Below are 16684 nucleotides of genomic sequence, written 5' to 3'. Positions count from 1 at the left end.
AGGCTCTGTCAGGGCGGGTTGTATGAGGGGACGCATGTCGGAGGCGGAGCGGGCGGGGACATCTCGTCAGGACACTCGTCAGGACAACCACGAGCGTCTCCTCGCGGGGCGGTATCGGCTGGGCGGTGTGCTCGGCCGGGGCGGCATGGGCACGGTGTGGCGTGCCGAGGACGAAACCCTGGGGCGGACGGTCGCGGTCAAGGAGCTGCGGTTCCCGTCGAACATCGACGAGGAGGAGAAGCGGCGGCTGATCACGCGCACGTTGCGTGAGGCCAAGGCGATCGCGCGGATCCGCAACAACAGTGCGGTGACGGTGTTCGACGTCGTCGAGGAGGACGACCGGCCGTGGATCGTGATGGAGCTCGTCGAGGGCAAGTCGCTCGCCGAGGTCATCCGTGAGGACGGCCTCCTGGAGCCCAAGCGGGCGGCCGAGGTCGGCCTGGCCATCCTCGACGTGCTGCGGTCCGCGCACCGCGAGGGCATCCTGCACCGCGACGTGAAGCCGTCGAACGTGCTGCTGGAGTCCGACACCGACCGGGTCGTGCTCACCGACTTCGGTATCGCCCAGGTCGAGGGCGACCCCTCCATCACCTCGACCGGCATGCTCGTCGGCGCGCCCTCCTACATCTCCCCGGAACGGGCCCGCGGCCACAAGCCGGGCCCGGCGGCCGACCTCTGGTCGCTGGGCGGTCTGTTGTACGCGTCGGTCGAGGGTGCGCCGCCCTACGACAAGGGCTCCGCCATCGCCACGCTCACGGCGGTGATGACCGAGCCGCTGGAGGAGCCGAAGAACGCGGGACCGCTGAAGGACGTCATCTACGGCCTGCTCACCAAGGACCCCGCCAAGCGGCTCGACGACGCCGGTGCGCGGGTGATGCTCAACGCCGTCATCCATGCGCCCGAGCCGAAGGACGAGCCGGAGCCGGTGGACGCGACGAAGGTCGTGCCGTTGCCGCCGCAGCCCGATGCGCCTGAGAGCAAGAGGCGTTCGGGTGCGGGTAGCGGATCCGGATCCGGTGGCAAGCGGGGCGAGGAGGCCGGGGAGCGGTTGCGCGGGGCGCTGCGGTCCGTGCGGAAGGCCGCGGTGAGTGCGGGGGCGGCCGGGGCGGCTGCGGCTCGTGCCAAGTCCGGGAGCGACAAGTCCGGGAGTGAGACGGCTGTTTCGGGGGCCGGCGCGCAGGGTGGCCGCGAGAGTGCGGCCGGTGGGTCGTCCACGGGAGTGGGCGGGGCCAAGGCGTCGTCGGGGGAGGGGACTTCGGGGCGGTCGTCCGGGGCCGGGTCCAAGTCGGCTGCCGGGGCTGCGGCAAGTGCCGGTGCCGGTGCCGGTGGCAGTGCCGGTGCCGGTGGGCGTGATGGCAAGGCGGCGAACGGGCAGAGTGAGGGGCGGAGTTCGGGGTGGCCCGTGATGACGCCGCCGGATCTGCCGCCGCGGCCTGCGCCGAGGGCGCCGCTGACCGATGTGGTGCCGAAGCGGACGCTGGTGATCATCGCGGTGGTCGTGGCGCTCGCCGTGATCGGAGTGGTGCTGGCCATCGCCTTCAACGGTAACGACGGCTCGAAGGCGTCGGCGAGCGGTGGCGGGGCCGCCAAGGCTTCGGCCGACGCGAGTGCCGGCACCAAGAAGGACAAGGACAGCGGTACGCACACGGACGGTGCCGCGTCCCCGTCCGCGAGTACGGGGAAGGGTTCCGGGGCGGAGGCCGGTGGCACGCCGAGCGCCGGGGCGAGCGCGAGCGGTGGGAGCGGGGCCGAGGCCGGATCCGGGAGCGACAGCGGGGTCGCGTCGACCCACAAGGGGAGCCAGGGGTACTCGATCGGGCTGCCCGAGGGATGGAAGTTCCAGAGCACGGGGTCGGCGGGGGACCGCTTCACCGGGCCTGAAGGGCAGAAGCTGCTCGTCGCCTGGACGACCACGCCGAAGGGCGACCCGGTGGCGGACTGGAAGGACCAGGAGCAGTACATGACGCGCTCCCAGTACAAGATGATCCGCATAGAGAAGGTGGACTACCGCAGTTGGAACACGGCCGACTGGGAGTTCACCTATGTCGAGAACGGTACGAAGTACCGGACGATCGACCGTGGCTTCGTCGTGAACGACCGACTCGGATATGCGCTGATGTACACCGCGAAGAGCGCGAATTGGGACAGTGAGCTGCGCAAGAAGACGTGGCGGACGCTGACGGAATCGTTCCGGCCGAAGTCGTGAAGTGAGCTGGTCCCGGTTCGGGGTTGCGAGGGCCAGGGGTTGCGGCGGCCGGGTTTGAGCCGTGAGATCCGGCAACCCTCTTTGCGGGTTGCCTCTGGCACGTATCGTGAATGATTGCGGACCGTACGCATCCAGTCGTGCGTTCGGAATACGGCGCAAGGCGAACGGGAATGACCAACCGGGCGGCCGGGGGAGGCAACGTGGACGACTATGCGGGTCGGGTGCTCGCCGACCGCTACCGCCTGCCGCTGCCGCCTTCCGACGAGTACGAACTCACCGAGACCCGGGCCTTCGACACCTACAGCGGGCAGGAAGTCCTCGTCCGGCAGGTGCCGTTGCCGGAGGTCGTCGAGGCGGAGGTGCTCGACGCCGAGGGGCTGCCCGACGGGTTCACGGCACGGGACACGCGGGACCGCGGGGCCGGGCGACGGTCCACGGGGCGTTCGAGCACGCGCAGGCCGACCGATCCCGCCGTGCGGCGGGCGGTGGAGGCGGCGCAGGCCGCGGCGCGGATCCCCGACCATCCGCGGCTGGACCAGGTCTTCGACGTGTTCGCCGACGGCGGGTCGCTGTGGATAGTGAGCGAGTTGGTGGGCGCGCGTCCGCTGGCCGCGTTGCTCGCCGAGAAGCCGTTGACGGCGTACCGGGCGGCCGAGGTCGCCTCCGACGTCCTCATGGCGCTCCGGGTGTTGCACGCCCATGGCTGGGTCCACCGGAACATCACCGCGCGCACGGTGCTCATCTGCGACGACGGCCGGGTGATGCTCACAGGGCTCGCGGTCGGAGCCGCGGAGGAGGCGCTGTGCGGCTATGACCCGGTGCCCGTCGAGGACGGTGACGGCGGGGTCGGGTCCGGGGCCACGGCGTTCGGTGACGGGTCGGGTTCGGGCGGCGGCTTCGGCGGGTCCGGTGCCGGTGGCGCGGATCCCGACGCTGCACGGCGGGCGGCGATCGAGGCGCGGGCGGCGGGTGGACTGCCGGTGCCCGCAGGCGGTACGGCGAGCGGGGCGGGCACGACGGGGAGCGGTGGCGGGTCCGGTGCCGGTGGCACGGATCCCGACGCTGCACGGCGGGCCGCCATCGAGGCGCGAGCGGCCAGAGGGTTGCCGGTGCCCGGGGCCGACGCGGGCAACGGGACCGGGGGGTCCGGTGCGGCACCGGGCGATGCCCTCGACACCGGTGGGGACATCAGGGCCGCGCGGGCCGGAGCGATCGCCGCGTATCGGGCGGGGGCCCGTGCGGCGGCCCGGGTGCAGGAGTCGCAGCAGAACGGACGTCCGGCGTTGCCCGGGGCCCGCTCGGCGCCCGAAGGCGGCCCCGCCCCGCTGGCCAACGGATCGGCGCAGCAGCCGTATCCCTCCGGCGACGGCATCGCCACGCCCCCGGGTCAGATCGCCGACCCGTACGGCGTGCAGGCCACGCCCTGGCACGGCGCGGCGCCCCGAAGCGGGGCGGTCGGCGGTGCGCCGACGGACGAGGGTCTGCCCGCTCCCGGCGCCGACGGGTTCCCCACCCGTGGCCTGCCCGCTCCCACCACCACCCATGGCACCTCCACCCCCAACTCCCCGCACCCCCCGACCCGTTGGGACGACCTCGTCTCCCGCACCCCCGCCGCGCACGGCGGTCCCACCACCGCACTCGCCGCTGAGCGGGCGCGGCAGGCGCGGATGGCCGTCGTTGGGCCTGTGACCGAGCGGTGGGCGCCGGAGCAGGCCGGGCCGGTGCATGAGAACTGGCAGTTGGCCGCGCCGATCGGGCCCGCGACCGATCTGTGGGCCCTGGGGGCGTTGCTCTTCCGGGCCGTGCAGGGGCATGCGCCGTATCCGGAGGAGTCGACGGCCGAGCTGGTGCAGCTGGTGTGCGCGGAGCCGCCCGCCTTCGCGGAGGAGTGCGGGCCGCTCAGGCCGGTCGTGGAATCGCTGCTGCGTCAGGACCCCACCGAGCGCCTCGACTTCGAGGAGCTGAGGGGCTGGCTGCGGTCCCTCGTGCGGTCCGCGCCCGAGCCGGAGGCCGGTGCGCATGTCGTCGCCGTACCGCCGGCCGACCCGAACCGGCTGCCGATCGTCCGGCGGCGGGGCGAATTGGTGCGCCGACGGCGGGCCGGGCTGCCCGCGCATCATGGGCGGCACAAGCGGGCCAGACAGGAGACGCATTCGCCGAAGCGGCTGGGCCGTACGTTGCTGGTGCTCGTCCTGCTGGGCATGGCCGCGGCGATCGCGTACGCCATGCTGTTCATGCCGAAGGCCGACCAGGGCGACGGCGCCACGGCCGACGCCGATCGCACCGGCGCCGCGGGCCAGGCCGATCCGACCCCGCCCGAGCAGTCCGCCGAGGCGAGCAGCGAGCCCCGGCCCGACCAGACCTCCCCGGAGTCCGGCAACAGCCCCTCGGAGTCAGCCGGTTCCACGAAGGCGCAGAGCAACGACCCCGAGGTCCCCGACGGGTTCACCCTGCGTGAGGACACGGCCGGTTTCCAGGTCGCCGTGGCCAACGGATGGAACCGCACGCCGGAGAACGGGCGCGGGCAGGTCGTGTACGCGCACGGCGACTTCGACCTCATCGTCGTACCCGGCCGGGACACCGCGGACGAGTACGGCAGCGACCCGATGGTCTACCAGCGGGAGCACGAGCGGGAGCTACAGCCGTACCGCGACTCCAGTTGGGCCTCCTCCAGTGGGCTGAAGACGATTCAGGTCGGTGAGCGGACCATGGCGGAGGGGCAGTTCACCTGGACCGACGGCCAGGGGCGCGAGCTGTTCGTGCGGAATCTCGCGATCCTGATCGACGGGCGGTACCACGTGGTGCAGCTGCGCGGACCGGAGGCCGAGCGGGACGAGGTGACGCGGCTGTTCGAGCAGGCGTCGACGACGTATCAGGCCACCGGGTGATGTGGGGAACAGGTCACGGGGTGATCCCGGGCAACGGGCCTTGTTCCCGGCCCTCGGCGACCGTCAAATCACCTGCCGACTCCGTGCGTAAACCCTGCGTGATGGTTGCTTCTCTCTATCGAAAGCGACAACCATCACAGTGCGGTCTCCTTGGTACCCCCGTGGTTCCGGTCACGTCGGCCGGTCCTTAGTCTGACCCTGTCAAGAACATTGCGGGGCAACGTGAATCAGATGCAGGGCCAGCTCGTTTCGGGGCGCTACCGGCTCGCCGACGCGATCGGCAGCGGCGGTATGGGCCGAGTCTGGCGTGCGCACGACGAGGTGCTGCATCGGGCCGTCGCCATCAAGGAACTGACCGCCGCGCTCTATGTCTCCGAGAGCGACCAGGAGCGGCTGCTCGCCCGCACCCGCGCCGAGGCGCGCGCTGCCGCGCGCATCAACCACTCCGCCGTGGTCACCGTGCACGACGTGCTGGAGCACGACGGCCGGCCGTGGATCGTGATGGAGCTGGTCGAGGGGTACTCGCTGGCCGACGCGGTCAAGGAGCGCGGGCGGATCGAGCCGACCGAGGCCGCACGCATCGGCCTGTGGGTGCTGCGGGCCCTGCGCGCCGCGCACTCCGCCGGCGTCCTGCACCGCGACATCAAGCCCGGCAACGTGCTGATCTCCGCCGACGACGGCCGCGTCCTGCTGACCGACTTCGGCATCGCCCAGATCGAGGGCGACACCACCATCACCCGCACCGGAGAGGTCGTCGGCTCGGTCGACTACCTCGCCCCCGAGCGCGTCCGCGGCCATGACCCGGGCCCCTCTTCGGACCTGTGGGCGCTCGGCGCGACGCTGTACACCGCGGTGGAGGGCCGCTCGCCCTTCCGCCGTACCTCGCCGCTGAGCACCATGCAGGCCGTGGTCGAGGAGGACGCCGCCGAGCTGCAGCACGCCGGCCCGCTCACGCCCGTGATCACCGCGCTGCTGCGCAAGGATCCGGCCACCCGCCCCGACGCGGCCGAGGCCGAGCAGATGCTCGCCGAGGCGGCGGAGGGTCGGAGGCCGAATGCGGCGCAGGCGTACGTGCCCACGCAGCACACCCGGTACGAGCCGGACGCCCGCACCGGGCCCGAGTACTCCGGGGCTACGCCGCCCACCGGAGGCACGCCGTACACCGGACGGCAGACGCCGCCCACCGGGGGGACGCCGTACACCGGGCAGGCGACCCCGACGGGCACGCCGTATCCCCCGATGGCCGGTCCCACGGTGCTCGGGCAGCCGTACGACACGAACGGCGGCGCCGCCGCCCGGCCGTCCAAGCGCCGTCCGCTGCGCACGTTCGCCCTCGTCGTCGCGCTCGCCGCGGTCGTCGGCGGGGGCACCGCGGTGGTGCTGCAGAAGTGGGGGCCGGACAGCCCCGGCGCGTCCGAGTCGACGACCACGCCCTCGACCTCGCCGAGTCCTTCGGCCACGGACGACCAGCGCCCGGTGGGCGGTGTGCCCGCGTCCTGGGTCCGTGTCGACGACCCGCTCGGCTTCAGCCTCTATCTGCCCAAGGGCTGGAAGCGGGAGGTGGTCGGCGAGGAGAACGACGGCCTCCAGCAGGTCGACTACACGCCCGACGGCGGCGACCACTTCGTCCGCATCGCCGTCGACATCTCGCCCGACTTCGCGAACGCCTACGACCACCAGGTCGATCTGGAGGAGCAGGTGAGCGTGCGGCTGGTCGACTTCCGGACGGTGTCCCTCAAGGAGGACCTCTACCGCGACCGCGACGGCTCGCTGTGGGAGTACACCTATACCGCGCAGGCCAAGGACACACCCTTCCCCGGGCCGCGCCGCGCCATCGATCAGGCGTACATCGACAGGGACGGCACGGAGTACGCGATCCTCATGTCCTCGCCCGCGTCGGACTGGACGACCACGCGCGAGCAGTTCACGGCGGTGCTGAAGGGCTGGCAGCCGAACGGCTCGTGACCTCCTTTGCCGTGTTGCGGAGCCTTTGCGGCTTTGCATAGTTGGCCGATCGGCGCCCCGGAGTGGATCAGTCCGGTGCGGCATGATGGGGCGCATGGGGACCGAGGGCGCCAACTTCCGTGTGATCGCGGGGCGTTACCGCCTCGAGGCGAGGCTCGGTCGCGGCGGCATGGGCGTCGTATGGCGGGCGACCGACCAGTTGCTGGGCCGGGGCGTGGCCGTCAAGGAACTGCCCCTCGACGAGACGCTCTCCGCGGCCGAGGCTCGGCGCCAGCGCGAGCGTACGTTTCGCGAGGCCCAGGCGGTCGCGCAGCTCAGCCATCCGCATGTCATCGTCGTGCACGACGTCGTGGAGGACGACGAACGCCCGTACATCGTCATGGAGTTGATCGACGGCGTCTCCCTCGCCGACCGGATCGCGGCGCGCGGGCCCGTCGACGCGCCGGAGGCCGCCCGGATCGGCGTCGATCTGCTGAGCGCGCTGCGCACGGCCCACGCGGCCGGGGTCCTGCACCGGGACATCAAACCGGACAACGTGCTCATCGAGCACGGCACCGACCGCGTCGTCCTCACCGACTTCGGCATCGCCCAGGTGCCGGGCGCCAGCACGCTCACCGAGTCCGGGTCCTTCGTCGGCTCGCCCGAGTACACCGCGCCCGAGCGGATGTCGGGCTCCGGGACCGGCCCCGCCTCCGACCTGTGGTCGCTGGGTGCGCTCCTGTGTGCGGCCCTCAGTGGTGAATCGCCGTTCCGTCGCGACTCTTTGAGCGGTGTCGTGCATGCCGTCGTGTCCGACGAGATACGTCCGCCCGGGCAGGCGGCGCCGATCCTGCCGGTCGTCCAGGGGCTGTTGGAGCGCGATCCGGGGCGGCGGCTGGATGCGGCGGGGGCCGAGCGGATGCTGGGTGAGTTCCTGGAGACGGGGGTCGTGTCCGTTCGCGCGCCTGTGCCGAAACGGTTCAGCAGGGCGGAGCGGCCGTACTCGCCGCGCAGCGTTCTGGCCACGGCGGTGCTGGTCGCCGCGATGGCCGTGGCGGGGGTGTCGGCGGCGGCGCTGCTGGTGAACGGCGACGGGGACGGGGGTGTGGTGCCGACCAGTTCGACGCCGGGGACGGCGAGTTCCGCCGACGGGAGTGATACGCCGGGTGCCTCCGGTGGACCCGGTACGGCCGGCTCCTCCAGTAACCCCAGTACGGCGGGCCCCTCCGGCAAACCCAGCACCTCCACTGCGTCCTCCTCCCCCTCCCTCTCCCCTTCACCCAGCCGCACCCCGACGCCCACCCCACCCCCCACGCCCACCAACCCCGGATAAAGCGGAGATAAGTTGCGGCCTGAGTCACGGCTCTGTGACCGGAAAGCATTCCCGCTGGATGCCGAAGCGCTTGCCGCGATATTGATGGACGCATGAGCAGCAACGGGGGAGCCCCTTACCGGCCCGACGAGCCGACGAGTTTCGGCCTGCAACCGCCGCAGCCGAACCCGTCGGCACCTGTGCCGCACCCGGGCAACCCGTATGCGGTGCCCACCGAGGTCGTATCGCACCAGGGCGCGCCCGCCCAGCCCGCCGCGCCGACCCCGCCCCCGGCACAGTCCGCGCCCGTCGCGCCCTCCCAGCCCGCGGATCCGGACCCCGGCACCGGACGTCTGATCGCGGGCCGTTACCGGCTGCTCGCCAAGCTCGGGCACGGCGGTATGGGCACGGTCTGGCGGGCCAAGGACGAGACCGTGGATCGCGAGGTCGCCGTCAAGGAGCCGCGCGTACCGGACCATCTTCCCGAACGCGAACGTGTCAAGGCCTTCGAGCGGATGCGCCGCGAGGCACGCGCTGCGGCCCGGCTCGACCATCCGGCGGTCGTGAACGTGCATGACGTCGCCGTCGTGGACGGCCGGCCGTGGATCGTGATGGAGCTGGTGCAGGGCCGTTCGATGGGCAGCGCGCTGCAGGAGGGCACGCTCGGGGCCCGGGATGCGGCGAGAATCGGCCTCGAAGTGCTAGGTGCGCTGGAGGCCGCGCACGCGGCGGGCATCCTGCACCGTGACGTGAAGCCGGACAACGTCCTTCTCGGCCGCCACGACCGCGTCGTCCTCACCGACTTCGGCATCGCCCAGATCGAGGGCGAGACCAACCTCACCGACACCGGCGGCTTCGTCGGCTCGCCCGAGTACATCGCGCCGGAGCGGGTGCTGGGCCAGCGGCCCGGCCCGTCGAGCGACCTGTGGTCCCTGGGTGTCGTCCTGTACGCGGCGACGGAGGGTGTCTCGCCGTTCCGCCGCAGCAACACCCCCGCGACCCTCCAGTCCGTCCTCAACGCCGTGCCCTCGCCGCCCGCCGCCGCGCAGGGACCGCTCGCCGAGGCCATCAACGGCCTGCTCCAGAAGGACCCGGCGCGCCGCCCGAACGCTGCGCAGACGCGTGCGCTGCTGGAAGAGGCCGCCAACCCGCCGACGCCGGCCACCACCCAGGTCGTGCGGATCCCCGACGGCGGCAAGGGCGGAGTCCGGCTGGGGCGCAAGACGTTGCTCGGCATCGGTGCGGCTGTCGTCGCGGGTGCGGTGGCGGCGTATCTGGTGATCGCGGATCCGTTCGCGGGCCCGCTGCCGGACGGCTGGAAGACCCACCAGGAGAAGGCTCTCGCCGCGACCCTGGCGGTGCCCGACGGCTACAAGCGGGGTGTGCCCGAGGAGACGGACGACGACCACTGGGTCACGTACACCGACGCCAGCGGCGCCATATCGATCGGCTTGCGGCTCGACAAGAAGGCCGAGGACACGGGCAGCAACATCGCGGGCTCCGCGGCCGCCGAGATGTACGACGACGACGGCGACTTCAAGCAGAGCGGCTCTTACGAAGCCAGCATGCCGGCGAACCCGAAGACACAGCCCGACGAGACCACCTACCAGGGCAAGAAGTCCGCAGAGAACACGATCGTCTACACCACCACGGACACCCAGAACCCGCGCCCGCGCGAGATGAGGATCTTCTACTACAAGACCTCCGCCGGTGACATGTACAAGCTCACCGTCAACTACCCGGGCGCAGGCGACTTCATGGAACGCGGACGCGAGGTGGCGCAGACGGCCATCTCGAACCTGGACATCGACAAGCTCTGAACTGGCCAACGACCCGCCCCGCAAGGTAGGCATGGGGCATGACCAACGACGGGGGCGGCACCGGCCACAAGGAGCGTGTGATCGGCGGGCGTTACCGCCTGGTCGAGCGCATCGGCTCCGGCGGGATGGGCACCGTCTGGCGGGCGCTGGACCAGCTCGTGGAGCGCGAAGTCGCCGTCAAGCAGCCGAGGTTGCCCGGCGACCCGGAGGACGCGGCCCATCAGCGGGCCGCCCATCGGCTCTACCGCGAGGCCCGCGCCGCCGCCCGCGTCGACCACCCGGCCGCCGTCTCCATCCATGACGTCGTCGTCGAGGACGGACTGCCCTGGATCGTCATGGAGTTGGTCCGCGGCGAGTCCCTGCACGAGGTCCTCCAGCGCGGCCCGCTCCGGCCCGCGGAGACGGCCCGCATCGGCCTGTCCGTTCTCGGCGCCCTGCGCGCCGCCCACGACGTCGGCATCGTGCACCGGGACGTCAAGCCCGCCAACGTCCTGCTCGGCCCCCACCGCCGCGTCGTCCTCACCGACTTCGGCATCGCCCACATCCAGGGCGAGGAATCCCTCACCGTCAGCGGCGAGTTCATCGGATCCCTGGAGTTCATCGCCCCCGAGCGCATGTCCGGCCGCGGCGCCGGGCCCGCCTCCGACCTGTGGTCGCTGGGTGTGCTCTTGTACGCCGCCGTGGAGGGCTGGTCGCCCTTTCGCCGTACGACCCTGGAGTCCACGCTCGCCGCGATCCTCGCCGCCGACCCGCCCGAGCCGAAACAGGCGGGGCCGCTGGGGTCGTTGATCGTACGGCTGCTGGCGAAGGATCCCGAGCGGCGGCCGGACGCGCGGGAGGTCGGCTCGGTCCTGGAGGCGGTGGCGGAGGGATGGCCGGTGCCGGAGCCCTCCGGGGGTGCGGCGGGGGCGGGGCCGCAGGACGCCTCGGGGCTGCGGGAGTTCGCGGAGGACTCGGGGACCGTACGGCTGCGAGGCGCGGCGGCGGGTGGACCGGCGGGCGAGGCGGGGGACGAGGCAGGGAGCGGGCCTGGGAGCGAGCCGGGGAGTGAGCCTGGGAATGGGCCGGGGAGCGGGCCTGGGAATGGCCCTGGGAATGGGCCGGGGAGCGGGCCTGGGAATGGCCCTGGGAACGGGCATGGGGCCGATTCGACATCCGGGTCCACATCCGGCTCGTCCTCGGATCCCACGTCCCCCAACCCCAACCCCAACCCCAACCCCACCCCCACCCTCGACCCGACCCCGCAACGCAGAGGCAGCACCCTTCTCCGCCCGATCCCCGTGGCACTCCTCGGCGTCCTCCTCATCGCCGGCACCTGGTTCACCGCCTCCGCCTACCTCGTCGACAAGGGCGAGGACGTCAAGGAGATGAACCCCACCTACAGCTCGGCCCCCCTGACCCCGGCCAAGACCCCCAGCCCTCGCCCCACTTCCACTCCCACCCCCGCCGGCGGCACCTGGATCGCGCACGAGGAGAAGGACATGAACGCCGTCCTCTCCCTCCCCGCCGAGTACAAGGAGATGGCGAGGGAGGGCAGCGCCACCGACCCGCCCCGGCTCGTCGTCTACGACATCGGCCTCGTCCAGGTCCGCCTCACCCAGTGGGACAAGGCGCCCCGCCCGTTGCTGGACCAGGCGGAGGAGGCCCAGGAAACCTGGAACAGCTACAACAACGACGCGAGCAGCCAGTACACGCGCACCAGCTTCAAGGGCTACGACGCCGTCCTCGTCGACACCACCTACGGCATGGAGGAGTCCCCGTCCCGCGTCATGCAGCTGTTGATCGTTACCGAGGACGACCGCATGTACGAGCTGCGCGTCGACATGCCCAAGGGCACGCCCTCGGAGAAGAAGGGCACCGCGGTCTTCAAGGGAGCCCGTGACCGACTCGAGATCGAGTGACTCGGCGCCGATTCGGCAACGCCCTGATCAGCGTGTTTGTTGCCAGTGGACACTGGCGGCATGTGAGCACTCGGTGAATCCGCGTTACTGACGGGTACACAAAGGCCCCGCTCCGGCATACCCTGCGGCTCATGACGGACGCGCAGGCCCCGGCCAAGACCGGCACGAACCCCCTCGCCCCCGCACCGGAGGGCGCCCGTACCGCCGCCGACGTGGTCACCCCCGAGCTGGTCGCCCAGCTCACCAAGGGCGTGGTCGGCTCCGGTCGTACGGCCAACCACACGCCGTTCACCGGCGAGAAGCTGGCCGACCTGCCGGAATCCACGCCCGAGGACGTGCAGAAGGCCTTCGAGGCGGCCCGTAAGGCGCAGGCCGTCTGGGCCCAGGTCCCCGTGCGGCAGCGCGCCGCCGTCCTGCTCCGCTTCCACGACCTGGTGCTCGAACGCCAGGCCGAGGTCCTCGACCTCATCCAGCTGGAGACCGGCAAGGCCCGGCTGCACGCCCACGAGGAGGTGCAGGCCGTAGCCGTCGCGGCCCGCCACTACGGCCGTAAGGCCCCCGCCTACCTGAAGCCGAAGCGACACGCGGGCGCCATGCCCACGCTGACGAAGGTCACCGAACTGCGCCACCCGCGCGGCGTCATCGGTCAGATAGCCCCCTGGAACTACCCCCTGGAGCTGTCCGTCGGCGACGCGCTCCCGGCGTTCGTCACGGGCAACGCGGTCGTCATGAAGCCCGACACCGAGACCTGCCTCACCGCGCTCTGGGCCCGTGACCTGCTCATCGAGGCGGGACTCCCCGCCGATGTCTTCCAGGTCGTCCTCGGCGAGGGCCCGGTCGTCGGCCCCGAGGTCGTCCGGCACGCCGACTACGTCTCCTTCACCGGCTCCACCCGCACCGGCCGCGAGGTCGCCCAGGGCGCCGCCGCCCGTCTGGTCGGCGTCTCCCTCGAACTCGGCGGCAAGAACGCCATGCTGGTGCTGGAGGACGCGGACATCGAGAAGGCCGCCGCGGGCGCCGTCCGCGCCTGCTTCTCCTCCGCGGGCCAACTGTGCATCTCCATCGAGCGGTTGTACGTCCACGAGTCGATCGCCGACGCCTTCGTGGAACGCTTCGCCGCCCGCACCAAGGCGATGCGGCTGGGCAGGTCCCTCGCCTACGGCGCCGACATGGGCTCCCTGGTCGGCGAGCGCCAGCTGGAGACGGTCACCCGGCATGTGGAGGAGGCCGTCGCCAAGGGCGCGAAGGTCGTCGCCGGCGGCTCGGCCCGCCCCGACATCGGCCCGTACTTCTTCGAGCCGACCATCCTCGACGGCGTCGAGGCGCCGATGGCCGTCTGCGCCGAGGAGACCTTCGGCCCGGTCGTCTCGATCTACCGATTCAAGACGGAGGACGAGGCGATCGAGCAGGCCAACTCCACGGCGTACGGCCTGAACTCCTCGGTCTGGACGAAGGACGGCAGCCGCGGCCGCGCGGTCGCCGCCCGCCTGCGCACCGGCACGGTCAACGTCAACGAGGGCTACGCCCCGGCGTACGGCAGCGTCCAGTCGCCCATGGGCGGCATGAAGGACTCCGGCCTCGGCCGCCGCCACGGCTCCGAGGGCATCCTCAAGTACACGGAGGCCCAGACGGTCGCCCAGCAGCGACTGCTGCCGATGGCGCCGTCGCTGGGCATGGACGACGAGAAGTACGCGCAGTTCATGAGCCGGAGCCTGCGCCTGATGAAGGCGTTCCGTTTCCGCTAGACCAGCTTGACCGGCTGGACCGAACTGCCTCGGTCAGAGGCCGCACCGCCGCTTTACCGCTTTCAATGAGGAGAGCACGTGTCACAGGAGAACTCTGCCCACAAACAGGACGACGGCTCCGGATACGACTATGACGTCATCGTCGTCGGGTCGGGGTTCGGCGGGTCCGTCACGGCGCTCCGCCTGACCGAGAAGGGCTACCGCGTCGGGGTACTGGAGGCCGGCCGCCGCTGGACCCGCGAGACCCTCCCCAAGAACTCCTGGGACCTGAAGAACTACCTCTGGGCACCCAAGCTCGGCATGTACGGCATCCAGCGCATCCACCTGCTGGGCAACGTCATGGTGCTGGCGGGCGCGGGCGTCGGCGGTGGCTCCCTCAACTACGCCAACACCCTCTACGTACCGCCGAAGCCCTTCTTCGACGACCCGCAGTGGCGTGACATCACCGACTGGCAGGAGGAGTTGAAGCCGTACTACGACCAGGCCCAGCGCATGCTCGGCGTACGGCTCAACCCGACGATGACCCCCTCCGACGTCCATCTGAAGGCGGCGGCCCAGCGGATGGGCGTCGGCGACACCTTCCACATGGCACCGGTCGGCGTCTTCTTCGGCGACGGCAAGGACGCCGAGGGGGAGTCCCAGGCCAAGCCCGGCCAGGAGGTCGCCGACCCGTACTTCGGCGGGGCGGGCCCGGCGCGCAAGGCGTGCACGGAGTGCGGTGAGTGCATGACGGGCTGCCGACACGGCGCAAAGAACACCCTCAACGAGAACTACCTCTACCTGGCCGAGAAGGCGGGCGCCGTTGTCCACCCCCTGACGACGGTCGTCTCGATCACGGACGACTCGCAGGGCGGCTACGCGGTCGCGACGCTGCCGACCGACCGCAAGGGGAAGACCAAGGGGCGGGGGGAGTCCGAGGGCAGGTTGTTCAAGGCCCGCCGAGTGGTGGTGGCGGCGGGCACGTACGGCACCCAGACCCTCCTGCACCGCATGAAGGCGGGCGGCCAACTGCCGTACCTCTCCCCGAAGCTGGGCGAGCTGACCCGCACCAACTCGGAGGCCCTGGTCGGCGCGCAGACCGTCAACCGGCGCTACCGCAAGGTCACGGGCGAGCCGAAGGTCGACTTCACCCGCGGAGTCGCCATCACGTCCTCGATCCACCCGGACGAGAACACCCACATCGAGCCGGTCCGCTACGGCAAGGGCTCCAACTCGATGGGCGGCCTGTCGATCCTCCAGGTCCCGTACGCGGAGGGCTCGTCGAGGGTGGCGGCCTGGCTGGCGAACGCGGCCCGGCATCCCCTCCTGGTCCTGCGCTCCCTCTCCAACCGCCGCTGGTCGGAACGGACCATCATCGGCCTGGTGATGCAGTCGCTGGACAACTCGCTGACGACGTATCTGAAGCCGGACGGCGTCGGCAAAGGCCTGCTGACCGCCCGCCAGGGCCACGGCGCTCCCAACCCCAAGCAGATCAAGGCCGCCTCGGAGGCCGCGTCGGCCATCGCGGCCGATATCAACGGCTTCGCCGGCTCCAACGTCGGCGAGCTGATGGGCACCCCGCTCACCGCCCACTTCCTCGGCGGCTGCCCGATCGGCGACTCGCCCGAGACCGGCGTCATCGACCCGTACCACCGCCTGTACGGCCACCCCGGCATCTCGGTCGTCGACGGGGCGGCCGTCTCGGCCAACCTGGGGGTGAACCCCTCCCTGACGATCACCGCGCAGGCCGAGCGGGCGATGTCGTACTGGCCCAACAACGGCGAGACCGACCCGCGTCCCGCGCAGGGAGCGGCATACGAACGCCTGAAGCCGGTCGAGCCCCAGTCCCCGGCGGTCCCGGCCGAGGCGTTCGGGTCGCTCAGGCTGCCGTTCCTGGGGATGCCGGCGGTGCCGCCGAAGAAGTAGCGGGCGGCGACGGACAAACCCAACAGACATAAGAGAAGGACCTGCACCCCCCTCCGAGCGCAGGTCCTTCTCTGTCTTGCGGTAAAGCTATTGGCGAGGCTCAGGCCTCAGCGAGGCTCAGGCCTCCGCACCGACCTTGCGGCGCTTCATGGCGAACACGACGCCCGCACCGGCGAGGATGGCGACGCCACCGATGGTCGCGATGACCGGGAGCTGGGAGCTGGAACCGGTCTCGGCCAGGTTGCCCGTGATCTCCTGGACCTCACCCTGCGGCTTCTTGCCGTCGATGCCCGAGGGCTTCTCGCCGGTCGGGTCGGCGGGGTCGACGTCACCGGGGTTGCTGCCCGCGGCGAGCACAGTGAACTCGTAGAACTCACCGTTGCCGTAGCACGCGGCGTCGTCGCCGGCGTAGATCGCCTGGCTCACCGCGAAGGACGCGCCGGCCGGGGCGGAGGACTTCACGCGGACGCGGAGGTCCAGCGAGGAGGAGGAGTTCGCCTCCAGCTTGTCGAGGGAGGCGACGAAGCTACCGGTGAAGACGATCTTGCCGTCCTCGTCCTTGTAGAAGTCCTGGTAGCTGCTGGTCCACTTGCCGTCCTCCTTGACCTGGATCTCGGCCAGGTCAAGGTACAGCGAGGACTCGTCGTTGACCTCGTCCGCGTACTCGGTGAACGCCTCGATCCAGACGTTCTCCAGGTCCTTGTCGGAGTTGTTCGTGGCGACGAACTCGAAGTTGTGCCACCCCGAACCCGCGACGATCTTGCTCGGCAGACCGGAGATCTCGGCCGAGAGGTTGTCGTCGAGGTCGAAGGTCTCGCAGTCCTCGTACGGGTTCCACGACTCGTCGTCCTCGGGGGCGCTCTCCGATGGGGACGGTGAGGCGGAGGTCGTGGCGTCTTCGGTGGGCGTCGGCTCTTCGGTGGCCGGCGTGGTGGCGTCTTCGGTGGGCGTCGGCTCTTCGGT

9 protein-coding genes are annotated in these 16684 nt (G+C 71.3%); 8 read left to right on the top strand and 1 reads right to left on the bottom strand.

Going from position 1 to position 16684, the window contains the following annotated elements:
- Window positions 1-34: 34 nt before the first annotated feature.
- The 8 genes from BLU79_RS09440 (at window position 35) to BLU79_RS09405 (ending at window position 15721) form a co-directional block, all read left to right on the top strand.
- Entirely contained in the window at window positions 35-2206 is a 2172-nt protein-coding gene (locus BLU79_RS09440; RefSeq protein ID WP_093905205.1) for a serine/threonine-protein kinase, read from the top strand.
- 170 nt (window positions 2207-2376) lie between these two features.
- A complete protein-coding gene (locus tag BLU79_RS09435; RefSeq protein WP_093905204.1) occupies window positions 2377-5094 on the top strand; it encodes a protein kinase in 2718 nt (905 codons plus the stop codon).
- A gap of 231 nt (window positions 5095-5325) precedes the next feature.
- Entirely contained in the window at window positions 5326-7059 is a 1734-nt protein-coding gene (locus BLU79_RS09430) for a serine/threonine-protein kinase (protein ID WP_093905203.1), read from the top strand.
- 94 nt (window positions 7060-7153) lie between these two features.
- Window positions 7154-8371, top strand: coding sequence for a serine/threonine-protein kinase (locus BLU79_RS09425; RefSeq protein ID WP_093905202.1), 1218 nt, complete (start codon window positions 7154-7156; stop codon window positions 8369-8371).
- 92 nt (window positions 8372-8463) lie between these two features.
- Window positions 8464-10170, top strand: coding sequence for a serine/threonine-protein kinase (locus BLU79_RS09420; RefSeq protein ID WP_177000953.1), 1707 nt, complete (start codon window positions 8464-8466; stop codon window positions 10168-10170).
- A gap of 38 nt (window positions 10171-10208) precedes the next feature.
- Window positions 10209-12071, top strand: coding sequence for a serine/threonine-protein kinase (locus tag BLU79_RS09415; protein ID WP_093905201.1), 1863 nt, complete (start codon window positions 10209-10211; stop codon window positions 12069-12071).
- 131 nt (window positions 12072-12202) lie between these two features.
- Window positions 12203-13816 carry a succinic semialdehyde dehydrogenase gene (locus tag BLU79_RS09410; protein ID WP_093905200.1) on the top strand — a complete coding sequence of 538 codons (1614 nt, stop codon included), beginning with the start codon at window positions 12203-12205 and terminating at the stop codon, window positions 13814-13816.
- A 78-nt stretch (window positions 13817-13894) separates the two neighbouring features.
- Window positions 13895-15721, top strand: coding sequence for a GMC oxidoreductase (locus BLU79_RS09405; protein ID WP_093905199.1), 1827 nt, complete (start codon window positions 13895-13897; stop codon window positions 15719-15721).
- Window positions 15722-15838: 117 nt separating this feature from the next.
- On the opposite strand, the gene BLU79_RS09400 is transcribed toward BLU79_RS09405, so the two are convergent.
- A partial coding sequence (locus BLU79_RS09400) for an LPXTG cell wall anchor domain-containing protein (RefSeq protein ID WP_256333226.1) occupies window positions 15839-16684 on the bottom strand: 846 nt, incomplete at its 5' end.

Source organism: Streptomyces sp. cf386, from assembly GCF_900103585.1.
Lineage (GTDB): Bacteria > Actinomycetota > Actinomycetes > Streptomycetales > Streptomycetaceae > Streptomyces.
Note: the sequence above shows the minus strand (reverse complement) of the source record. Positions and strands in the feature narration are given on the sequence as shown.